At 59.3% G+C, this 20,550-nt stretch carries 22 protein-coding genes and 1 pseudogene; 18 read left to right on the top strand and 5 right to left on the bottom strand.

The annotated features are described in order from the left end of the window. The first annotated feature begins 37 nt into the window (after positions 1-37). From hslO to FPZ52_RS17335, 7 genes are all read left to right on the top strand, one after another. Positions 38-1,051, top strand: coding sequence for an Hsp33 family molecular chaperone HslO (hslO, locus tag FPZ52_RS17305; RefSeq protein WP_146366853.1), 1,014 nt, complete (start codon positions 38-40; stop codon positions 1,049-1,051). Continuing rightward, the gene (locus FPZ52_RS17310; protein ID WP_146366854.1) at positions 1,035-1,640 is read left to right on the top strand and encodes an NUDIX hydrolase; all 606 of its coding nucleotides are present in this window, start codon (positions 1,035-1,037) and stop codon (positions 1,638-1,640) included. Before hslO ends, FPZ52_RS17310 begins: the two co-directional genes overlap by 17 nt. After that, positions 1,640-2,803 (top strand): CCA tRNA nucleotidyltransferase, encoded by a 1,164-nt coding sequence (locus FPZ52_RS17315; RefSeq protein ID WP_146367130.1) that lies wholly within the window; start codon positions 1,640-1,642, stop codon positions 2,801-2,803. The genes FPZ52_RS17310 and FPZ52_RS17315 overlap by 1 nt, the downstream gene beginning before the upstream one ends. Next, a complete protein-coding gene (locus FPZ52_RS17320) occupies positions 2,793-3,389 on the top strand; it encodes a LysE family translocator (protein ID WP_240804543.1) in 597 nt (198 codons plus the stop codon). Before FPZ52_RS17315 ends, FPZ52_RS17320 begins: the two co-directional genes overlap by 11 nt. A gap of 106 nt (positions 3,390-3,495) precedes the next feature. Continuing rightward, on the top strand, positions 3,496-5,349 hold the full coding sequence (locus FPZ52_RS17325) for an ABC transporter ATP-binding protein (RefSeq protein WP_146366856.1): 1,854 nt from the start codon (positions 3,496-3,498) through the stop codon (positions 5,347-5,349). Next, positions 5,321-6,571 (top strand): class I SAM-dependent RNA methyltransferase, encoded by a 1,251-nt coding sequence (locus FPZ52_RS17330; protein WP_240804544.1) that lies wholly within the window; start codon positions 5,321-5,323, stop codon positions 6,569-6,571. Before FPZ52_RS17325 ends, FPZ52_RS17330 begins: the two co-directional genes overlap by 29 nt. Before the next feature lie 101 nt (positions 6,572-6,672). Then, the gene (locus FPZ52_RS17335) at positions 6,673-7,170 is read left to right on the top strand and encodes a L,D-transpeptidase family protein (RefSeq protein WP_146366857.1); all 498 of its coding nucleotides are present in this window, start codon (positions 6,673-6,675) and stop codon (positions 7,168-7,170) included. On the opposite strand, the gene FPZ52_RS17340 is transcribed toward FPZ52_RS17335, so the two are convergent. Beyond that, on the bottom strand, positions 7,155-7,700 hold the full coding sequence (locus FPZ52_RS17340) for a CAP domain-containing protein (RefSeq protein ID WP_146366858.1): 546 nt from the start codon (positions 7,698-7,700) through the stop codon (positions 7,155-7,157). The two genes, FPZ52_RS17335 and FPZ52_RS17340, sit on opposite strands and share 16 nt — an antisense overlap. Before the next feature lie 165 nt (positions 7,701-7,865). On the opposite strand from FPZ52_RS17340, the gene FPZ52_RS17345 reads away from it, so the two are divergent. Both FPZ52_RS17345 and FPZ52_RS17350 read left to right on the top strand, forming a co-directional pair. Next, positions 7,866-8,453, top strand: coding sequence for a L,D-transpeptidase (locus tag FPZ52_RS17345; protein ID WP_146366859.1), 588 nt, complete (start codon positions 7,866-7,868; stop codon positions 8,451-8,453). A 145-nt stretch (positions 8,454-8,598) separates the two neighbouring features. Beyond that, positions 8,599-8,787, top strand: a complete 189-nt coding sequence (locus FPZ52_RS17350) for a hypothetical protein (protein ID WP_146366860.1) — start codon at positions 8,599-8,601, stop codon at positions 8,785-8,787. An 80-nt stretch (positions 8,788-8,867) separates the two neighbouring features. Here the strand turns inward: FPZ52_RS17350 and hemH are convergent, their stop codons facing one another. Continuing rightward, positions 8,868-9,920, bottom strand: a complete 1,053-nt coding sequence (gene hemH / locus FPZ52_RS17355) for a ferrochelatase (protein ID WP_146366861.1) — start codon at positions 9,918-9,920, stop codon at positions 8,868-8,870. 52 nt (positions 9,921-9,972) lie between these two features. Further along, positions 9,973-10,800, bottom strand: coding sequence for a methyltransferase domain-containing protein (locus FPZ52_RS17360; protein ID WP_146366862.1), 828 nt, complete (start codon positions 10,798-10,800; stop codon positions 9,973-9,975). A 45-nt stretch (positions 10,801-10,845) separates the two neighbouring features. Between FPZ52_RS17360 and FPZ52_RS19520 the strand changes: the two are divergent. The 4 genes and pseudogenes from FPZ52_RS19520 to FPZ52_RS17375 all read left to right on the top strand — a co-directional run. Continuing rightward, positions 10,846-11,025, top strand: a pseudogene (locus FPZ52_RS19520) (double zinc ribbon domain-containing protein); the annotation flags it as partial. Between the two features lie 18 nt (positions 11,026-11,043). After that, complete coding sequence (locus FPZ52_RS17365; RefSeq protein WP_338052835.1) at positions 11,044-11,565, top strand: ComF family protein; 522 nt, start codon at positions 11,044-11,046, stop codon at positions 11,563-11,565. Positions 11,566-11,595: 30 nt separating this feature from the next. Continuing rightward, entirely contained in the window at positions 11,596-11,853 is a 258-nt protein-coding gene (gene grxC / locus FPZ52_RS17370; RefSeq protein WP_146367132.1) for a glutaredoxin 3, read from the top strand. Positions 11,854-11,855: 2 nt separating this feature from the next. Continuing rightward, the gene (locus FPZ52_RS17375; RefSeq protein WP_146366864.1) at positions 11,856-12,686 is read left to right on the top strand and encodes a carbon-nitrogen hydrolase family protein; all 831 of its coding nucleotides are present in this window, start codon (positions 11,856-11,858) and stop codon (positions 12,684-12,686) included. Between the two features lie 4 nt (positions 12,687-12,690). Here FPZ52_RS17375 and ubiG read toward each other — a convergent pair whose 3' ends face one another. Further along, a complete protein-coding gene (gene ubiG / locus FPZ52_RS17380) occupies positions 12,691-13,440 on the bottom strand; it encodes a bifunctional 2-polyprenyl-6-hydroxyphenol methylase/3-demethylubiquinol 3-O-methyltransferase UbiG (protein WP_146366865.1) in 750 nt (249 codons plus the stop codon). 63 nt (positions 13,441-13,503) lie between these two features. On the opposite strand from ubiG, the gene pip reads away from it, so the two are divergent. Next, positions 13,504-14,493 (top strand): prolyl aminopeptidase, encoded by a 990-nt coding sequence (gene pip, locus FPZ52_RS17385; protein WP_146366866.1) that lies wholly within the window; start codon positions 13,504-13,506, stop codon positions 14,491-14,493. Between the two features lie 135 nt (positions 14,494-14,628). On the opposite strand, the gene FPZ52_RS17390 is transcribed toward pip, so the two are convergent. Continuing rightward, a complete protein-coding gene (locus FPZ52_RS17390; protein ID WP_146366867.1) occupies positions 14,629-14,805 on the bottom strand; it encodes a DnaJ family domain-containing protein in 177 nt (58 codons plus the stop codon). A 263-nt stretch (positions 14,806-15,068) separates the two neighbouring features. Here FPZ52_RS17390 and rimP point away from each other — a divergent pair, with 263 nt between their 5' ends. The 4 genes from rimP to infB are packed head-to-tail and all read left to right on the top strand — an operon-like array spanning position 15,069 to position 20,418. Further along, on the top strand, positions 15,069-15,665 hold the full coding sequence (gene rimP / locus FPZ52_RS17395; protein ID WP_146366868.1) for a ribosome maturation factor RimP: 597 nt from the start codon (positions 15,069-15,071) through the stop codon (positions 15,663-15,665). A 4-nt stretch (positions 15,666-15,669) separates the two neighbouring features. After that, a complete protein-coding gene (nusA, locus tag FPZ52_RS17400) occupies positions 15,670-17,286 on the top strand; it encodes a transcription termination factor NusA (RefSeq protein ID WP_146366869.1) in 1,617 nt (538 codons plus the stop codon). A gap of 19 nt (positions 17,287-17,305) precedes the next feature. Beyond that, entirely contained in the window at positions 17,306-17,941 is a 636-nt protein-coding gene (locus FPZ52_RS17405) for an RNA-binding protein (protein WP_146366870.1), read from the top strand. Then, positions 17,938-20,418 (top strand): translation initiation factor IF-2, encoded by a 2,481-nt coding sequence (gene infB, locus FPZ52_RS17410; RefSeq protein ID WP_146366871.1) that lies wholly within the window; start codon positions 17,938-17,940, stop codon positions 20,416-20,418. The genes FPZ52_RS17405 and infB overlap by 4 nt, the downstream gene beginning before the upstream one ends. Positions 20,419-20,550: the final 132 nt, after the last annotated feature.

Genomic DNA, 20,550 nt, shown 5'->3' on the forward strand with positions numbered 1-20,550 from the left:
GTGGCGGTATGCCCAAAGGGCGCTCGTAAGGAAACCCATGACACTCGGATCTCAAATCGCCTGGGACGATACAGTCCTGCCCTTCCAGCTTGACCGGTCGGATATCCGTGGCCGCGTGGCGCGGCTCGACGGGGTGCTCGACCGTGTGTTGGAACAACATGATTACCCGCCCGCCATCGAAGCGCTTGTTGCGGAAATGGCCTTGCTGACCGCGCTGATTGGCCAGACCATCAAGCTGCGCTGGAAGCTGTCGCTTCAGGTGCGTGGCGATGGTCCTGCACGCCTGATCGCCACCGATTACTACGGCCCGACCGAAGAAGGCGAACCCGCCCGCGTGCGCGCCTATGCCAGTTATGACGAAGATCGCCTCGATCCCGCTGGCGATGGGTTCGCACAGATCGGCAAAGGCTACTTCGCGATCCTGATCGATCAGGGGCAGGGAACCACGCCTTATCAGGGCATTACGCCAATTGCAGGCGGGTCACTGCGCGCATGTGCCGAAACCTATTTCGCGCAGTCCGAACAGCTACCCACCCGTTTTTCGCTGTCGTTCGGGGCCTCCAAGTTGCTGGGTCAGCCGCAAGGTTGGCGTGCTGGCGGCGTGATGCTGCAGCACATGCCCAAGGCTTCGCCCTTCGCGGCTGGGGAAGGGGGTTCCGGTGAGGGCGACTTGTTGGATGCCGTCGATATCCTCGATGACGACGAAGAGGAAAACTGGGGCCGTGCCAACCACCTGCTGGATACAGTCGAAGATCTCGAACTGATCGGCCCTTCTGTGCAACCGACCGAGCTTCTGGTGCGTCTGTTTCATGAAGAACAGCCGCGCGTCTTCGATCCGCAGCCTGTGCATTTCGGCTGTACCTGCAGCGAGGACAAGGTCCGCCAAAGCCTGTCGATCTATTCGGCCAGGGACATCGCGCATATGACCACCGAGGAAGGCACCGTCACCGCCGATTGCCAGTTCTGCGGCGCGCATTACGTGCTGGACCCGACCACCTTGGGGTTCGAGGCTACGGACAGGCCCGACGCTGCGGATGGCAATGACGGCTGATGTTTGCCAGGCCTTAGAACGCGCGCTCGCCCTTCAGGGCGGGCCGTCCTCCGATTTCGATCTGAACCCGGATGTGCAACTACACGAAGGCCGCAAATTGCGACCTGCCTCGGTCCTGATCGCGCTGGAAGAAAGCCCTAGCGGGTTCGACGTACTTCTGACCAAGCGCACGTCGCATTTGAAGCATCATCCGGGACAGATTTCCTTTCCGGGTGGCAAGCTCGAACCGGATGACGCGACACCTGAAATCTGCGCCTTGCGCGAAGCCGAAGAAGAAATCGGTCTGCCACGCGACGCCGTGCGCGTCATGGGTCGGTTGCCCGATCATGAAACAGTCACCGGTTTTCAGGTAACGCCTGTTGTCGGGCGCATCACGACCGCCTTCGCACCCGTGCCAGAACTCGGTGAAGTGGCAGAAATTTTTCGCGTGCCCTTCAGCTTTCTTGTAGACCCGTCCAATTTTCGCGTGGAAGCGCGGCGATGGCGCGGTCAGCGGCGGCAATACTTCGTTGTGCCTTGGGGACCATACTACATATGGGGCGCAACGGCGCGGATGCTCCATTCGCTGGCGGAAAGGTATCACCCATGATCCGCATCTCTGCAGATTGGCTGACGGCTCCGGCGTCTCGCGCGGTATGTGCGGCGCTGAACGATGCGGGTCATGAGGCGCTTTTCGTGGGCGGCTGCGTGCGAAACGCACTGCTGGGGGTGCCGGTGTCGGATCTGGACATTGCCACGGATGCTCGTCCTCAACAAACCATCGCGGCGCTAGACGCGGCGGGCCTGAAGGCTATTCCGACCGGTTTGGATCACGGCACGGTTACAGCCGTGGTGGACGGCAAGCCGTTTGAAATCACAACCTTTCGCAAAGACGTCGACACCGATGGCCGCCATGCCCGTGTCGCGTTCTCTCACAACCTGGCAGACGATGCCCAACGGCGCGACTTCACCATGAACGCGCTTTATGCGCGGCCCGACGGCGAGGTTCTGGACCCTGTTGGCGGGCTGGATGATCTTCAGGCGCGGCGACTGCGTTTTATTGGATCACCCGACGCGCGGATCGCGGAGGATTATCTCCGCATCCTGCGCTTTTTCCGCTTCCATGCATTCTATGCCGATCCTGCACTTGGCATGGACGCTGACGCGCTTGCCGCCTGTGCTGCCGGTTTGGACGGGCTGGATCGTGTGTCAGCCGAACGCATCGGGCAGGAAATGCGCAAATTGTTGACCGCGCGGGAGCCTTCGCAATCGGTGGCGGCGATGGAACAAACAGGCGTTCTGCTTCGCATCCTGCCAGGGGCGGCGGCCAAGGCGCTGCCGGTTCTGGTCCATCTGGAACAACAAGTCCACGCATCCCCAGATGCCATGCGCCGATTGGCATCCTTGGGCGGCGAGGGCGCGGCGGAAAAGTTGCGGCTGAGCAAGGCGGAACAGAAATCGCTCGCCCTGCTTCGTAACGGCGTCGCCGCACCCGATTCCGCCGTTGTTCTGGCCTATCGCCACGGGACGAAGGTGGCTCTCGACATTATGCTGCTGCGCGGGGCGTTGATGGAAATGCCTTTGCCCGATGACGTCGCGGCCCGGATCGATCATGGTGCTTCGGCCAAATTCCCTGTTGCGGCGGCGGACCTGATGCCCGATTACACGGGCGCAGCGCTCGGCGCACGTCTGAAGGACTTGGAATCCAGATGGATCGCGTCAGATTTCAGCCTGTCACGGGCGGACCTGCTCGGAGATCATGATGACGATTGACACCCTTTTCGCGCTGATGGCGCTTCTGTTCACAGCCGCGTTCACACCGGGGCCGAACAACGCGCTTCTGGCCAATAGCGGTGCCACCTTCGGCCTGGGCCGCACGGTGCCGCATATTCTTGGTGTGGCGCTTGGCTTTTCCCTGATGCTGTTTATCGTCGGCTTCATGCTGGGCGGGTTGTTTCAGGCGTCGGTTCTGCTTCAGAACCTGCTGAAATGGGGTGGCATCCTTGTCCTGCTTTGGCTGGCTTGGAAAATCGCGAGCGCTGGCGGACTGACCGGCAAATCGGGACGCCCGCGCCCCTTCACATTCGTCGAGGCCGCCGCATTTCAATGGATCAACCCCAAGGCATGGGTCATGGCCATTGCCGTGACCACCCAGTTTGTTCTAGTTGATGCGCCCTTGCAGTCCGCCGTCATTGTGGCGGCGGTCAGCGTCGCAGCCGGATTGACCAGCGCATCGTCCTGGGCAGTGCTTGGACAGTACCTGACCCGCTGGCTGAACACGCCTGAACGTCTGCGCGCCTTCAACATCTTGATGGGGGCATTGATCGCGGGCTGTGTCCTGTTCTTGCTCAAAGCCTGATGGCGGTGTAATTCGGTCCTGAACTACTGAACCGCGTGGTTTACCTTCCGCGATTGCAGCGGTAGCGTTTACGCGTGTCCTGTAGAAAACCTTCGGAGACGACAGGATGAGCCAACTGACCCGCCTTTCAGGCCTGATTGATGCCTTCCGGCCCGCCGATGGCCCGCCGCCGCGCAGCCTTGCCAAATTTTGCTTATGGGCGGTGAAAGGGGCGACGCCAGTCCTGTTGATGGCGGGTCTGGTCTCGGCCTGTGCCGGTGCGCTGGAGGTCTTCACAGCCGTTGTTCTCGGCCGCGTCGTGGATACTGCCGTGGAAGCCGACGCCCGGACCTTCTTTACGGATCACTGGACTCTTTTGTTGGGATGTCTGTTGTTCTTCATCGTGTTGCGACCGTTGGTTCTGGGTTTGTCGGCAGCGGCACAGGGTATTGCCGTTTCCCCGAATCTGCAACCTTTGGTCCTGTCGCGGTTGCACCGCTGGACGATGGGTCATGCGGTGACGTTCTTCGATAATGATTTCGCCGGCCGCATTGCCCAGAAGCAAATGCAAACAGCGCGCGCCATCACCGATGTAACCACGGAAATCATCAACGTGGTGGCATTTGCGTTGGCCTCGCTGGTTGGGTCCGCGCTGCTGCTGACTTCGATCGACTGGCGCATCGGGCTGGTGCTGGTTTTATGGATCGTCGCTTATTTCGGTTTGATCCGCTGGTTCATGCCGCGCGTTCGTCATGTATCCAAGAACCGTGCTTCGGCGCGTGCCATGGTCACCGGGCAGGTGGTCGATACGATCACCAACATCAAGACCGTCAAGCTGTTCGCCCATGCTGACCATGAAGACAAGGTTGCGCTGGATGCCATGAGTGCCTTCCGCGAAAAGGCCATCCAGTTCGGCGGTATCTCCACCATGTTCCGCTTCACGCTGATGACTTTGGCCGGGGTTTTACCCGCCGTGTTGATCGGAGGAACGCTCGTCCTGTGGAGCCAAGGGGCTGCAACGCCGGGCGACATCGCCGCTGCCGGGGCCGTGTCGCTTCGTCTGGCGCAGATGACAGGCTGGGTCAGCTTCACCCTGATGGGGCTTTACGCGAACATCGGCGAGGTCGAAGACGGCATGCGCACCCTGACGCCTCCGCAAACCATTACAGATGCCCCCGATGCAGTCGATCTAGGGGAGGTCGCGGATATCCGCTTCGATCACGTCAGCTTTGCCTATGGCCGCAAGACGGGTGGGGTGGAAGACATCGACCTTCATATAGCCCGTGGAGAAAAGCTGGGCATCGTTGGCGCGTCGGGCGCAGGTAAATCGACCTTGGTGGCGCTTCTGCTGCGGCTTTACGACCCGGAAAAGGGGCAGGTGACCGTGTCCGAGCAGGATCTGCGCGGGCTGACACAGGAAAGCCTGCGTCGCAGCGTCGGCATGGTCACGCAGGAAACCGCGATGTTCAATCGCTCGACCCGTGAAAACATCCTGTATGGTCGTCCGGATGCGACCGAGGAGGAGATGATCGAAGCCGCTGAGCGCGCCGAAGCCCATGATTTCATCCTGCAACTCGAAGATCACAAGGGTCGCAAGGGCTATGACGCACATCTGGGGGAACGCGGAGTGCGCCTGTCAGGCGGTCAACGTCAACGCATCGCACTGGCCCGCGCCATCCTGAAGAACGCGCCGATTCTTGTGTTGGACGAAGCGACCTCGGCGCTGGATTCCGAGGTCGAAGCGTCCATCCAGGAAGCGTTGGAGCGTGTGATGGAGGGCAAGACCGTCCTTGCCATCGCACACCGCCTGTCCACGCTGGCGCAAATGGATAGGATCATTGTGCTCGATGACGGGCGGGTGGTCGAAGAAGGCACGCATCAGCAACTGTTGGAGCAGCGCGGGCTCTATGCCCGTTACTGGCAGCGCCAGTCGGGTGGCTTCATCTGCGCAGATGACGAATCTGCAGAAGCCGCCGAATAATCAGATGGTTATGGTCACGATCAACCGTCTGGGCCATCTTGGGGATGGTATCGCCGAAGGTCCCGTCTATGCCGCGCGAACCCTTCCCGGGGAGATCGTCACCGGTGATCTGGACGGCGACCGCATTGCCGCCCCGAAGATCGTCGAACCTTCCCCGGTGCGCGTCTCGCCGTCCTGTCGGCACTACAAATCCTGTGGCGGCTGCGCGTTGCAACATGCCTCGGATGCCTTTGTCGCGGATTGGAAAATCGATGTCGTGCGGCAGGCCCTGCTGGCCCAGGGGTTGGATGCCCCGATCCGTGGCATTTCGACATCGCCCGCACGCTCCCGTCGCCGTGCTGCCTTTTCAGGCCGCCGCACCAAAAAGGGCGCACTGGTCGGGTTTCACGGGCGCGGTTCCGGCACATTGACCGAGATCCCCGATTGCGACGTGGTGTCTGATGGCCTCAAAGCCGCGCTGCCGGCCCTCGAGGACATCACGCGCGTCGCAGGGTCCCGCAAGGGCGAAATTACGTTCACGGTCACGCAAACACTCACCGGCCTCGATCTGCGTGTGGATGGTGCCAAGCCGCTCGATCAGGAACTCAGCATGGCGTTACCGGCCATTGTCGAAAAACACGCCCTTGCGCGGCTGAGCTGGGGCGATGAGCCTTTCCTGACCCGCGAACCGCCGATCGTCACGATGGGGGCCGCCCGCGTGCCGTTGCCCGCCGGGGCGTTCCTTCAAGCTACCGAACATGGCGAGCAGGCCTTGTTGTCGGCTGTGCGTGACGCGGTTGGTGATGCGCCGCGGATTGCCGATCTCTTCGCGGGTTGCGGGACCTTTACGCTGCCCCTGGCCGAGCATGCCGAATTGCACGCCGTCGAAAGCGAGCCCATGATGCTTGCGGCGCTAGATCAGGGCTGGCGGCACGCACAGGGACTGAAACCCGTCACTACCGAGACACGCGACCTGTTTCGCCGGCCGCTGATGGCGGACGAGTTATGCCGCTTCGATGCGGCTGTGATCGACCCGCCACGCGCGGGGGCCGAGGCGCAGATGCAAGAACTGGCAAGCGCCGCTATCCCGCGTATCGCTGCCGTATCCTGCAACCCTGTGACCTTCGCACGGGATGCAGCGGTCTTGTGTGCGGCAGGCTACGAACTGGGCTGGATACAGATCGTGGATCAGTTCCGCTGGTCTACTCATGTCGAACTGGCCGCGTCTTTTGTGTTGCCGTAAAGTTAAGGTCCTTGGCTTAGATATCCTTCAATCTTCCGAATCTGCGATTTCTTGGGTAATCTCGGTCTTGCGTAACAATAAAATCATTATCGGGCAGGCTCATGCGACTCATTCCAATCGTGCTTCTGGTCATCGCTGCGATCGGGCTATCCGGCTGTGGCAAACCATCCAAGTTCAAATCCTATAACGGTCCGGAGGTAACGCAGCTCTACCTCTCCAAGTCGGAACGTATGCTCTACCTTCTGCATAATACCGAAGTGCTGAAGGCCTATAAGGTCGGGTTGGGGTTCCAGCCTGCCGGTCACAAGGCACGTTCCGGCGATGGGCGCACGCCGGAAGGACTCTACTACATCGATCGCCGCAATCCCAACAGCCGCTTCCATCTGTCGATCGGCATCTCGTACCCCAACGCATATGACATGCAGGTGGCGCGCGATAATGGATGGGATCCGGGGGGCGACATCTTTATCCATGGGGATGCACAACGCCGCCCGCAGCTTGACGACTGGACTGCGGGCTGTATCGCCGTAAGTAATGAAGAAATCGAAGACATTTACGCGATGGTGCGTGACGGAACGCCGATCTACATCTCGCCCTGACTGGCGAGGGTTGTTCCGGTGTAGCCGTCGCGACCCATCGTGATGGCCCACCAGATCAAGCCATCGTTATCCTGATGCCATGCGAAACCCATTTCCGTGGCTTCAGGATTGACCAACTCTGGCCCCCAGTCACCATTCTGGATCCATTCCTGCAGAGTTTCGAGTTCGGTCTCGTAGCTCTGGGAGTAAACTTCCCCGATCAACTCGCCGGTGTAACCTGCCCGCTGCACCCGGTCATACGGCGTCGATCCGTCTGCACCAAACGGCCAGGCACGATGTTGGCGCGACATGTCGTTGGCATGTATTTGCGCGGCAGCGTTCAGCGCAGGGTTGATGGCCACCGGCGCGGCACCGCGATTGGCGCGCATGAAATTCACGGCTTCCAGTGAACGTGCGCGGATTTCTTCCGCATCTTCTGAATCGATGTGGTAAATGCCATCTGCGGCACGCGTCGGAATCTGGCTTCCGGCGGGCGCGCAAGCGGACAGGATGGCGGCGGACAAGACCATCAGCGAGGTCGTACGGAGCATGAGCACACCTTTTGAAAACTTCTCATACCGCTTTATCCCGTTGAAAGGCGCGGTTCAAACGCTATAGCGCCGATCCATGTTCTCATAACGCGCGTTTGAATTGCGGTCTGCGGCCCATAAACGTAAAATTAGTTCAGGCATGAATTCCAAGGGCAGAGGATTCCCATGAAACGATTTGACGGTGCCGGACTGACCCGGCGCGGCTTTATGGTGGGCACGGCAATGGCTGCGACCGGTGTGACGGCTGCTCCAGCCATCGCGCAGACGCTTCCCGAGGCATCAGGTGGCGTACAACGTAATATTTCGGGTTTTCGCGCGCAGAAATGGCAGCCCTATTTCTCCAACCTGAACAATGGAGCAATTCTGGTAGATACCCAGACACGCGCGCTGCATTACTGGTCAGAAGATCAGTCGATTTTCCGCGTTTATCCGACCAGTGTTCCGTTGAGCGAGGAGTTGACCCGTCTTGGTCGGACCGAAGTGACGCAAAAGGTCGTTGGCCCGACGTGGCGTCCGACGCCCTCCATGAAGGAACGTAACCCGGAATGGCCCGACGTGGTCGGCCCCGGCCCGGACAACCCGCTCGGCACCCATGCGCTCTATCTGTCGTGGCAGTACTACCGCATCCACGGAACCCATGATACGCGCAAGATCGGGCGGCCATCGTCCAATGGCTGTGTCGGGCTTTTCAATGAAGACATTCAGGAGCTGTTCGGCTACGCCAAGGTCGGAACGCAAGTGTTGCTAATCTGACGCGCCGTTACATAACATTAACGCGAAGCTTTTGAGCTTGTTGCCTTTTAGGGAATCGCGCGGCAATACGATTACCGAGGTAACGTCTTCCGCCGCCCGGTTTCCTCAAAGTTACTTCGCTGGGTGGCACCTACTGGAGGTCAAAATGAAGAAACTTGTTCTCGCCGCTGCGTTCTCCGCTGTTGCTTCTTCTGCTTTTGCGGGCGGTTATGTTGAGCCGATGCCGGAGCCGGTAATCGAGCCCGTCGTTGTCGAAGAAGACACCGGCAGCTCCACCGGCGGATGGATCGTTCCGGTTTTGCTTCTGGCACTGGTTGGCGTTGCAGTCAGCTAATTGCCTGGAGCAATCCAGATATAAAAGGCGGTGCTCAAGGCGCCGCCTTTTTCATTTGTGTCGCAAGTGTTTGAATCAACTCAGACCCAGCCCTTCAATTCCGTTTCGATGACGGACATCAGCGCCGTGATATGCGCGTCGTCGGAATTCAGGCAAGGGATATAAGTGAACGTCTCGCCGCCTGCTTCCAGGAAGCTTTCACGGATTTCCTCGTTGATCTCCTCAAGTGTTTCGACACAATCAGCCGAGAAGGCCGGGGCCATGATCGCAAGGTTCTTCTTTCCGTCCTTTGCCAGCCGTGCAACCTCTTCGACCGTGTATGGCTGTAGCCATTCCTCGGGGCCAAAGCGCGATTGGAACGTGACGACCACCTCCTCGTCCTGCCAGCCGAGTTTCTCTTTCAGCAGACGCGAGGTCTTCTGGCACTGGCAGTGATACGGGTCACCCTCGGTCAGATACCGTTTCGGCAGCCCGTGATAGGAGGTCACCAGCACATCGGGTTTCATACCGTTGGTGTACGCGCGGTGTACGGATTGTGCCAATGCGTCGATATACAGCGGATGTTCGAAATAGGCCGGAACGGTCCGCGTTGCGGGTTGCCATCTCTCCTTCATCAACGCGCGGAAAAACTGATCATTTGCAGTTGCGGTCGTCGCCCCCGCATATTGCGGATAAAGCGGAAAAAACAGTATTTTCTGGCAGCCCTTTTTCACCAGCGCTCGCAGCTTCGACTCCGTCGAGGGGTTGCCGTAGCGCATACAATAATCGACCTCGACCTCCGCACCATAGCGATCACGCAACGCAATTTCGATCTTGGAGGTCTGTTCCTTGGTGATCGTTAGAAGCGGGCTTTCATCCACCTCGTTGTTCCAGATCGACGCATATGCCTCGCCCGATGAGAATGGACGCTTGGACAGGATGACAAGCTGAAGCAGCGGCTGCCAGAACCATGGTGAATAATCGATCACGCGACGGTCGGACAAGAACTCGCTCAGATACCGGCGCATCGGCCAGTAGCTGGTCGCGTCAGGTGTCCCGAGATTGGCGAGCAGCACTCCCACTTTCTGGGCTGGCATTTTCGGGTGATCGCTTGGCAATGCGCTGGATGTTGCGGTCGGCTGTATGTCTTTCATGGCTCGATCCTGTTCGGTTTCTGGCCTGCTGATAGCGGTGGGCGTGGCCGCGTCAATTCTTTAGCTTTGTTTCCGTCGTGCCAAGCGCGTCGGAAAGCCGCGCTACGGCAGAGCCCGGACGCAAAGGCTGCGGTTGATCGGGAGCGGGTGCCCAGCCCGTCAGGGTGATGATCTCAAAACTTGCCACGACACGGTTGTCGTCTGCGGGATAGGATTGGGTGTATAGTTCCGCGGCTCGGCGAAAAATGGCGCGGCGGGTTGCGATGCGGCGGCGATCGGCAAGTGCGTTGGTTTCTCCCATGGCGCGAAGATCGTGCATGAGGTGGAATATGTCACGATAGCTGACATCATGGATCACGCTGTCGGCTACGGGCAGTGCGAAGCCGGCCCTTTGCAGCAACGCACCCAGATCCCGTATCTCTCCCATCGGCAGAACGCGTGGAGACATACCACCCATCACCTCGCTTTCTGCTTGTCCAAGCGTGGCGCGCAGCTCCTGCAGTGTGCGACCACCGAACGTTGTCGCCAGAAACAATCCGTCGGGCTGAAGCGCGCGACGCGACTGGATCAGTTGACCTACCGGATCATCCGCCCAATGCAGGGATAACCCGTGGATCACCAGGTCGTGTGCGCCCTCGGCGAGATCGAGCACGTCTTCATCAGCAACTATGCGGGCCTCAGGGAGCAGGGGTCGCCAGGTTTCCGGAAAACCGGTGACGATGGCAGGTTGTATAAACTTCCTGTTAACCTCTGACAGCCTTTCCTTAAGCTCGGACATAGCTTGTTCATGAAGGAAGCAGGCCGACAATGTGCTGCTTGCCGCGCGCGCGCGGTTACGCGACAGGGCGTTGCGATCGGTCAGGCGGCGAGGTTGGCTCACGGGTTCGTCCTTGAAGTTCAGCCGTTCATTTAATGGTGTTTGCCCGTGTTGAAAACCGCCCGGAAGCTGATCTTTCCTGACCAATGCCTGAGTTGCGGTGAGCTTGTGCAAGGCGATAGCGGCCTATGTGGTCCCTGCTGGGGAAGAACGCCGTTCATACTGGGACCGACCTGCGATCTATGTGGGGTGCCGTTGATGGGAAGCGATCCGGGCCGGTCCGTGCTATGCGATGAGTGTCATCAAATGGCACGGCCTTGGACGAAGGGCCGATCCGTCATGGTCTATCAGGGGGAAGCGCGGCGGTTGATCCTTGGGTTGAAGCATGGTGACCGGCAGGAATTGGCACCCGCGATGGGGCGATGGATGGCCGCACGCGCGGAACCGCTGATGCAGCCGAATATGCTTGTTGTTCCGGTCCCGTTGCACTGGAAGCGATTATTAAAGCGCAAGTACAATCAGGCGGCCTTACTGTCCCATCATTTGGCGCGAGCGTCAGGGCTGAAGACGTGTCCCGATCTATTGACCCGTTGCGTGCATACGCGCCCACAGGATGACATCGGTGTGGATGCCCGTTTCGCCAATCTTTCGGGTGCCATTGCCGTTCATCCCAAACGCTGCGAGCGTGTAGAAGGGCGAAGCGTGTTGCTGGTCGATGATGTGATGACCTCGGGCGCGACCTTAACGGCCTGCGCGAATGTGTGTTTGTCGGCAGGCGCATCAGAAGTTCACGTAATGACACTGGCACGTGTGAGCTTGGAGGCATAAGTCTGTGCGCAACGCATACCGGAGAAAATGATGCAGTCAGTCGAGATTTATACAAAGCCCCTTTGCGGATTTTGCCATGCGGCCAAACGTCTGCTTGATGGAAAGAATGTCAGCTACGCCGAAGTGGATCTGAGCAAGCAACCAGATAAGCGACAGGAAATGCTGGGTCGTTCGGGTGGACGCCATACGGTTCCGCAGATTTTCATCGGCGCGACGCATGTGGGTGGCTGCGATGATCTGTTCGCGCTGGAGCAGTCGGGCAAGCTCGACAAGTTGCTGGCGGGTTGATCATGCGCGCGGCCCTTCTTCAACTTACGAGTTCCGATCAGCCGGAGGAGAACCTCGAGGCCGTTCTCGCGCTTGTTGATCAGGCGGTTGCAGGTGGTGCCGATCTTGTTCTGACGCCGGAGGTGACGAATTGCGTGTCTGCCAGCCGTAAGCATCAGCACGAGGTTCTGAAATCCGAGAACGATGACATCGTGTTGGCGGGGCTAAGGAACGCGGCGCGGACCAAGCGCATCTCTATCGTGGTGGGGTCGCTTGCGGTCAAGACCGACGATCCAGATGGACGCTTCGCGAACCGGTGTTTCGTGATCGGATCGGATGGAACAATTCGTGCCCGCTATGACAAGATCCACATGTTCGACGTGCAGATTTCGGACAGCGAGACCTACCGTGAATCCGATGGGTTTCGACCCGGCGGGCACGCGGTGACGGTCGATGTCGCGGGTGCGACGCTGGGTTTGTCGATTTGTTACGACATACGGTTTGCGGCGCTGTATCGGGCGCTGGCAAAGGCCGGCGCGCAGGTTCTGACGGTGCCCGCTGCGTTTTCACCGGTGACGGGAGCAGCACATTGGCACAGCTTGCTGCGCGCGCGGGCGATCGAGACCGGGTGCTATGTGCTTGCCCCGGCGCAAACAGGTGCGCATCCGCACAGTCTGGGGCGGGAAAGGTCAACCTATGGTCACAGCCTTGCCGTGTCCCCTTGGGGCGATATCATAGCGGATGCAGGGACCGTTACGGGTGTCACTTTCGTCGATCTGGATTTGTCAGAGGTCGAACAGGCGCGTCGCCGGGTGCCGGCACTGGATCATGATCGCCCGTTCGTCGTGAGCTGAACCGTCAATTCGGGCGCAGGCTGGTCGTGACGTAGTTAACCGACAGGTCGTTTGATGATAGCGACCATCGCCATGTAATCGGGTTGAAGACCATGCCTTTGCGATCAACGGGATCGAGACCGGTCTTTTCAATCATGCCGAATAACTCGTCCGGTGTAATGAATTTGTGCCAGTCATGTGTGCCCTTGGGAAGCCAGCGCATCACCCATTCCGCGCCTATGATACCCAGGGCGAAACTCTTGGGCGTCCGGTTGAGAGTTGATGCCACCATCAACCCGCCGGGTTTCAACAGCGAATGGCAGGTTTGAAGGAAAGCTTGCGGTTCGGCGACATGCTCGATCACTTCCATGTTCAGCACGACGTCGAAGCGCTCGTCCGCGTCGGCCAGGGCTTCGGCTGTGGTGTGTCGGTAGTCGATATCGAGCCCGCATTGCTCAGCATGGACACGCGCGACCGGGATGTTCCGTTCGGCAGCGTCCGCACCAACGACATCTGCTCCCAGCCTTGCCATAGGTTCTGAGAGCAACCCCCCTCCGCAGCCGATGTCCAGTAAACGCAGGCCTTTGAACGGCGCTTCATTACGCAGATCCCGTCCGAATTCGGTGGCGATCTGGCTTGCGATGTAGTCCAGCCGACAGGGGTTGAGCATGTGCAAAGGTTTGAACTTACCCTTCGGATCCCACCAATCGGCGGCCATGGCTTCGAACTTCGCGACTTCGTCTGGGTCGATGCTGCTGGCAGTGTCGCGTGTCATTGGCGGTCCTTTTCTTCTATCAGGCATATGGCGGGCGGGCTATTGCGCCTATATAGTCGTCTTATGGAACAATTCGCAGGTTCAAAACCGGTTTCCAGCCTTCTGTATCCCGCGCTCAATCCGTTTTCGCAACGGATGCTCGAAGTTGGCGACGGGCACCAGATCTATGTGGAGCAATGCGGCAATCCGGAAGGTTTGCCGGTCGTGGTGTTGCATGGTGGCCCGGGCGGAGGATGCAGCCCGACGATGCGCCGCTATTTCGATCCGGCGGTTTACCGCATCATCCTGTTTGACCAGCGCGGCTGCGGTCGATCCAAGCCGCATGCAAGCGTCGAAGCAAACACGACCTGGCATCTTGTGGCGGATATCGAGCGTATCCGTGAAACGCTGGGGCTGGATCGGTGGATGGTGTTCGGTGGCAGTTGGGGCGCAACGCTTGCGCTGATCTACGCACAGGCCCATCCCGACCGCGTTGCCTATCTCGCGCTGCGGGGGGTGTTTTTGATGACGCAAAGCGAGTTGGACTGGTTCTATGCGGGCGGAGTGGGAAGGTTCTGGCCCGATGTCTGGGAACGATTCGTCGATCCGATTCCCGTATCCGAGCGCGACGACTTGATCGCAGCCTATCACCGGCGGTTGTTCAGCGGTGATCTTGTAACGGAAACACGATTTGCGCGGCTTTGGGCCGGTTGGGAAAACGCGCTCGCGTCCATCGGCAACGACGGTGCAGCGGCCGAGGGTCCCGCGGAATACGCGCGGGCCTTCGCACGGTTGGAAAATCACTACTTCACGAACGCTGGATTCTTGCGGGAGGATGACCAGATTGTGAAGAACATGCACAAGATTCGCCACATTCCGGCGAAGGTCGTGCAGGGACGTTTTGACATGATCTGTCCGCCCATGGCCGCGTGGCGACTGACGCAGAACTGGCCCGGAGCCGAGCTCAAGCTTATCCCTCTGGCGGGTCATGCGCTGTCGGAGCCGGGGATTAGCGCCGAGTTGGTCAAGACGATGGACAGCTTGCGTCGTAAGGGAAACGTGCTGGGGCTTTAGCAGAAATGTGGCAAGGCCTCGATTGCGAGCGCCTGCCGGGTGTCCAAATCCTAAAGCGTTTTCATCTCCGCTTTTCGCGCGTCCGGTTCTGTCAGTGCGGCCAAACGGGATCTCGATGCGGTGATCTGTTTTTTTTCAGGCCCACGACAAGCGATTTAAGCGGGATTCCGTCATTGCCCTGTCGAGCAACGCGTCCTTCGGATCGTGCAAGTTGCGCAGTGGTTGTCCCGCTCCCGGAAGGTTGTCGAATGCGCCCTCTGCTTCCGCTTTACGCATCGCTTCATCAATGACGGAATTGAGTGGATGAGACATGGCCGTGATCCGCTAACGCGTGATCATGAAGTAACCCCATTTAGAACCCGCTCAAGATGGACCTGTACGGAAAGCGGATCATGTCAATCGTGCGACCCACAGGGCGGGTTCTAAGAATGATGGCGGGGCTTGCAAATCGGGAAAGGTCGCCGTATATGGCATTTCAACAGCGGCGCCGAAGGGTCTCCCCCCGAGGCACCACCGGGAAAGATCGACGGGCCGCGCGCCCGTTTTTTTGTGTTTGAAGAAAGCCAGACCATCCTATGAGCGACCTGATCGCAAAAGCTGCAATCGACCGCCGCATGGCCGAGATCATCACACCGGTGATCGAGGACATGGGCTATGAACTGGTGCGCGTGCGCCTGCAGGGCGGCAAGACAAGCACCCTTCAGATTATGGCCGACCGTCCCGAAGGCGGGATCGAGGTCGATGACTGCGCCAAGATTTCAACGGCCGTTTCCGCAGTTCTCGATGTCGAGGACCCTTTGACTGACGCCTATACGCTTGAGGTGTCGAGCCCGGGCATTGACCGTCCGCTGACGCGCCTCAAGGATTTCGACATGTGGCAGGGATACGAGGCCAAGGTCGAAACAACGGAAATGATCGACGGGCAGCGCCGCTTCAAAGGTGAGCTGGCTGGCGTGGAGGGGGACGAGATCCTCATCACCATCCAGCAGAATGGCGAGCCGGTGACCATAGGACTGGAGTTCGAATGGCTTTCGGACGCCAAGCTTGTTTTGACCGACGATCTGATCAAGGAAATGCTGCGCCAGCGCAAGGACGCGGGCGTGGTCGATGAAACCGCTTTTGACGAGATCCAGACCGAGGATCCCGCAACCGAATCCCAGGACGAGGACTGAAACCATGGCAATCACCAGTGCAAACCAGCTGGAGCTGCTGCAAACCGCCGAGGCGGTCGCGCGGGAGAAGATGATCGACCCCGGCCTAGTGATCGAGGCCATGGAAGAAAGTCTCGCGCGGGCGGCCAAGTCGCGTTACGGCGCTGAAATGGACATCCGTGTGTCAATCGACCGCAAGACGGGCCGCGCGACATTCTCGCGCGTGCGGACTGTGGTCGAGGACGAGGAACTGGAAAACTATCAGTCTGAGCTTACAGTTGCGCAGGCCAAGCAGTATCTGGATAACCCCTCCATTGGGGACACGATCGTCGATGAGGTGCCACCGGTGGAGCTGGGCCGCATCGCTGCGCAGTCTGCCAAGCAGGTCATCCTGCAGAAGGTGCGCGAAGCGGAGCGTGAGCGTCAGTACGAGGAGTTCAAGGACCGCGCAGGCACGATCATCAATGGTCAGGTCAAGCGCGAGGAGTACGGCAACATCATTGTCGATATCGGCCGCGGTGAAGCTGTCCTGCGACGCAATGAAAAGATCGGACGTGAAAGCTATCGCCCGAATGATCGCATCCGCGTCTACATCAAGGACGTGCGGCGTGAGCCGCGTGGCCCTCAGATTTTCCTGAGCCGTACCGCGCCAGAGTTCATGGCAGAGCTGTTCAAGATGGAAGTGCCGGAAATCTACGACGGCATCATTGAAATCAAGGCTGTTGCTCGCGATCCGGGGTCGCGCGCTAAAATCGCTGTGATTTCCTATGATAGTTCCATCGATCCCGTTGGCGCTTGCGTTGGCATGCGCGGTAGCCGCGTGCAGGCCGTCGTTAACGAGCTTCAGGGCGAGAAGATCGACATCATTCCGTGGAACGAAGACCAGCCGACCTTCCTTGTAAACGCTTTGCAGCCGGCAGAAGTCAGCAAGGTTGTTCTGGATGAAGAAGCCGAGCGGATTGAGGTCGTTGTGCCGGACGACCAGTTGTCATTGGCGATTGGCCGCCGCGGCCAGAATGTGCGCCTGGCCAGTCAGTTGACTGGTCTTGACATTGACATCATGACCGAGGCGCAGGAAAGCGAACGTCGCCAGAAGGAATTCGCCGAGCGTACCACCCTGTTCATGGAAGCGCTTGACCTGGACGAATTCTTCGCGCAACTGCTGGTGTCCGAAGGTTTTTCCAACCTTGAAGAAGTCGCCTATGTTGAGTTGGACGAGCTTCTGGTTATCGACGGTGTGGATGAGGATACCGCGAACGAGCTTCAAGCTCGCGCCCGTGACTTCATCGAAGCAGTCAACAAGCAGGCCCTGGACAAGGCACGTGAGCTTGGCGTCGAGGACAGTCTGGTTGAATTCGATGGGTTGACACCCCAGATGATCTTGGCGCTGGCCGAGGATGGCGTGAAGACTCTCGAAGACTTCGCGACCTGTGCCGACTGGGAACTGGCCGGTGGCTGGACGACGGTCGACGGGCAGCGGGTCAAGGATGACGGGGTTCTCGAAAAGTTTGATATGGGGCTGGAAGAAGCACAAAACCTTGTGATGACCGCTCGGGTACAACTTGGCTGGGTCGATCCTTCGGAGTTGGAGGCTGACGTCGAGGACGAAGCCCCGGAAACATCGGAGGAAGAAGAGGCCTGATCCAAGGGTCTCGAACCAGATGACCCGAGGTGGACGCATATCCGACCGGACAGAACCGGAGCGCAAGTGCATAGTCACAGGCGAAACGGGCCCGAAATCCGGGCTTATCCGGTTTGTTGTCGGGCCCGACGCGCAGATCGTTCCGGACATTCTGGGGCGCCTGCCAGGGCGGGGAATTTACGTTTCGGCGGATCGGTCGGCTCTTGAGGCTGCTGTCAAGAAGCGTATGTTTGCGCGCGGAGCGAAACAGCAGGTGACCTTGCCGGACGATCTGGTGCGGGACACGGAACTGGGTTTGGCGCACCGCGTCGTGGATTTGATTTCCCTGGCGCGCAAAGCCGGGCAGGCCGTGGCAGGCTATGAGAAGGTCAAGTCCTGGCTGGAAACGGAACGTGCCGCGGTCTTGTTGCAGGCAAGCGACGGATCGGAGCGCGGAAAATCGAAACTTCGTCCGCCGCGAGGGGCCGAACGCCACATTACGACGTTGACAGCGTCTGAATTGGGTTTGGCTTTCGGGCGGGAAAATGTGATACATGGCGCGCTTGCGGGTGGTGGACTCACACAGCGTGTTGTAGAGGAAGCCGCACGGCTATCAGCCTTGCGCGTAAAGCACGGCGGGGAACGCCCCGTCGGGAAGGGTACGACGACCAGATGAGCGATACAGACGGCAAGAAGACACTGGGAGTGCGCGGCGGCGGCTCTCGTTCGGGACAGGTGAAGCAAAGCTTCAGCCACGGCCGGACGAAGAACGTTGTCGTGGAAACCAAGCGCAAGCGCGTTGTGGTTCCCAAGGCCGGTGCAGCAAAATCCGGCGGTGCCGGTGGCGATGCGCGTCGCCCCAAAGGCGCAAGCGATGCAGAGATGGAGCGTCGTCTGAAGGCGTTGCAAGCCGCCAAGGCTCGCGAGGCTGAAGATCAGAAAGAACGCGAAGCAGAAGAACGCCGCCGCGCTGAAGAGCGCGAGCGCCGTCGTGCGGAACTGGAAGCCAAGGAGCGCGAAGAGCGCGAGCGCGAAGAAGCGCTGAAAGCCAAGGCCGAAGAAGACGAACGTCGCAAGCGCGAAGCCGAAGAAACCAAGCGTGCGGACGCCGTCGCAGCGCGGCAACCGAAAGACGAGCCCGCCGCAGCTAACACTGCCGGCCCGGATCAAGCGACGAACGCACCAAATCCCCGCAAGGTCGATAAGGAACGCGACCGCGAACCGCGTCAGCCGAAGAGCAAGGGGCGCGATGACAACCGCCGTTCAGGCAAGCTGACCGTCAACCAGGCTCTGCGTGGCGGTGAAGGTGGTCGCCAGCGTTCAATGGCCTCAATGAAGCGTCGTCAGGAACGTGATCGTCGCAAGGCGATGAGCAACGAGCCACGTGAAAAGGTCGTTCGCGAGGTTCAACTGCCTGAGACGATCGTCGTTCAGGAGCTTGCAAACCGTATGGCCGAGCGCGTCGCCGACGTGGTAAAATCGCTCATGCAAAGCGGCATGATGGTTACGCAAAACCAGTCGATCGATGCTGACACGGCTGAACTGATCATCGAAGAATTCGGCCATCGTGTACAGCGTGTTTCAGCATCTGATGTCGAGGATGTGATTCATGTCGAGCAGGATGACCCAAAGGATCTGAAGGCGCGTCCGCCGGTTATCACGGTGATGGGTCACGTCGACCACGGCAAGACCTCGCTTCTGGACGCAATCCGGAATGCAAAGGTGGTCTCAGGCGAGGCTGGCGGTATCACCCAGCACATCGGCGCGTATCAGGTGAAAACCGATAGCGGCGATATCCTGACATTCCTCGATACACCCGGTCACGCTGCATTTACGTCGATGCGTGCGCGGGGTGCTCAGGTGACGGATATCGTCGTGCTGGTGGTTGCTGCCGATGATGCCGTCATGCCACAAACCATCGAAGCCCTGAACCACGCCAAGGCCGCCGGTGTTCCGATGATCGTCGCGATCAACAAATGCGACAAGCCGGAAGCGAACCCGGATAAGGTTCGCACGGACCTGCTGCAGCATGAAGTGATCGTTGAGAAGATGTCCGGTGATGTGCAGGATATCGAGGTGTCCGCAATCACCGGCAAAGGGCTGGACGAACTGCTGGAAGCCATTGCGCTGCAGGCGGAGATCCTTGAACTGAAAGCCAGCCCGAATCGTTCTGCGCAAGGCGCGGTGATCGAGGCGCAGCTCGATGTGGGTCGTGGTCCAGTGGCGACTGTGTTGGTTCAGAATGGCACGCTCCATCAGGGCGACATCTTCGTTGTGGGCGAGCAATGGGGTAAGGTCCGCGCACTGATCAATGATCAGGGTGAACGCGTGAAGGAAGCCGGTCCGTCTGTACCTGTCGAGGTGCTCGGTCTGAACGGTACGCCAGAAGCTGGTGACGTCTTGAACGTGGTTGATACCGAAGCGCAGGCTCGTGAAATTGCAGAGTATCGCGAGCACCAGGCCAAGGACAAACGGGCGGCGGCTGGTGCTGCAACAACTCTGGAACAGATGCTGGCCAAGGCGAAGGCCGACGAGAACGTCGTCGAACTTCCCATCCTTGTGAAAGCCGATGTTCAGGGTTCCGCCGAAGCCATCGTTCAGGCGATGGAGAAGATCGGTAACGACGAGGTGCGCGTGCGCGTTCTGCACTCCGGTGTAGGTGCGATCACTGAAACCGATATCGGTCTGGCGGAAGCATCCGGTGCTCCGGTGTTCGGGTTCAACGTGCGTGCGAATGCGTCGGCGCGAAACACGGCAAACCAGAAGGGTGTGGAGATCCGGTACTACTCGGTGATCTACGATCTGGTTGATGATGTGAAAGCGGCGGCGTCCGGCCTGTTGTCGAACGAGATTCGCGAACGCTTCATCGGCTACGCCGAGATCAAGGAAGTCTTCAAGGTCTCCGGTGTCGGTAAGGTTGCTGGTTGTCTGGTCACCGAAGGTGTGGCGCGCCGCTCCGCCGGTGTGCGCCTGCTGCGGGACAACGTTGTAGTCCACGAAGGCACGCTGAAGACCTTGAAACGCTTCAAGGACGAAGTGGCAGAGGTTCAGTCCGGCCAGGAATGTGGTATGGCGTTCGAGAACTACGACGACATCCGCCCGGCAGATGTCATCGAGATTTTCGAGCGTGAAGAGGTCGAGCGATCCCTTTAAGTCGGGTTGCTTGAAAGGAAAAAGCCGCGGGCCTTCTGGCACCGCGGCTTTTTTTGTGTGACAGTCACGAAGGTATTAGGGTCAGGGTACTATGCACGAGAGGCACAAAGCCGTCTCGAAACTCCGGTGTCC

Source organism: Qingshengfaniella alkalisoli (assembly GCF_007855645.1).
Taxonomy (GTDB): Bacteria; Pseudomonadota; Alphaproteobacteria; order Rhodobacterales; family Rhodobacteraceae; genus Qingshengfaniella; species Qingshengfaniella alkalisoli.

Coding starts and splice junctions, on each gene's coding strand:
- FPZ52_RS17405 (WP_146366870.1), top strand. CDS start 17,306: ATGACCCGAGGTGGACGCATATCCGACCGGACAGAACCGGAGCGCAAG.
- FPZ52_RS17345 (WP_146366859.1), top strand. CDS start 7,866: ATGAAACGATTTGACGGTGCCGGACTGACCCGGCGCGGCTTTATGGTG.
- ubiG (WP_146366865.1), bottom strand. CDS start 13,440: ATGACACGCGACACTGCCAGCAGCATCGACCCAGACGAAGTCGCGAAG.
- FPZ52_RS17350 (WP_146366860.1), top strand. CDS start 8,599: ATGAAGAAACTTGTTCTCGCCGCTGCGTTCTCCGCTGTTGCTTCTTCT.
- FPZ52_RS17320 (WP_240804543.1), top strand. CDS start 2,793: ATGACGATTGACACCCTTTTCGCGCTGATGGCGCTTCTGTTCACAGCC.
- rimP (WP_146366868.1), top strand. CDS start 15,069: ATGAGCGACCTGATCGCAAAAGCTGCAATCGACCGCCGCATGGCCGAG.
- FPZ52_RS17340 (WP_146366858.1), bottom strand. CDS start 7,700: ATGCTCCGTACGACCTCGCTGATGGTCTTGTCCGCCGCCATCCTGTCC.
- FPZ52_RS17335 (WP_146366857.1), top strand. CDS start 6,673: ATGCGACTCATTCCAATCGTGCTTCTGGTCATCGCTGCGATCGGGCTA.
- infB (WP_146366871.1), top strand. CDS start 17,938: ATGAGCGATACAGACGGCAAGAAGACACTGGGAGTGCGCGGCGGCGGC.
- FPZ52_RS17310 (WP_146366854.1), top strand. CDS start 1,035: ATGGCAATGACGGCTGATGTTTGCCAGGCCTTAGAACGCGCGCTCGCC.
- FPZ52_RS17330 (WP_240804544.1), top strand. CDS start 5,321: ATGACGAATCTGCAGAAGCCGCCGAATAATCAGATGGTTATGGTCACG.
- FPZ52_RS17325 (WP_146366856.1), top strand. CDS start 3,496: ATGAGCCAACTGACCCGCCTTTCAGGCCTGATTGATGCCTTCCGGCCC.
- pip (WP_146366866.1), top strand. CDS start 13,504: ATGGAACAATTCGCAGGTTCAAAACCGGTTTCCAGCCTTCTGTATCCC.
- hemH (WP_146366861.1), bottom strand. CDS start 9,920: ATGAAAGACATACAGCCGACCGCAACATCCAGCGCATTGCCAAGCGAT.
- FPZ52_RS17365 (WP_338052835.1), top strand. CDS start 11,044: ATGGCACGGCCTTGGACGAAGGGCCGATCCGTCATGGTCTATCAGGGG.
- nusA (WP_146366869.1), top strand. CDS start 15,670: ATGGCAATCACCAGTGCAAACCAGCTGGAGCTGCTGCAAACCGCCGAG.
- hslO (WP_146366853.1), top strand. CDS start 38: ATGACACTCGGATCTCAAATCGCCTGGGACGATACAGTCCTGCCCTTC.
- FPZ52_RS17390 (WP_146366867.1), bottom strand. CDS start 14,805: ATGTCTCATCCACTCAATTCCGTCATTGATGAAGCGATGCGTAAAGCG.
- FPZ52_RS17375 (WP_146366864.1), top strand. CDS start 11,856: ATGCGCGCGGCCCTTCTTCAACTTACGAGTTCCGATCAGCCGGAGGAG.
- grxC (WP_146367132.1), top strand. CDS start 11,596: ATGCAGTCAGTCGAGATTTATACAAAGCCCCTTTGCGGATTTTGCCAT.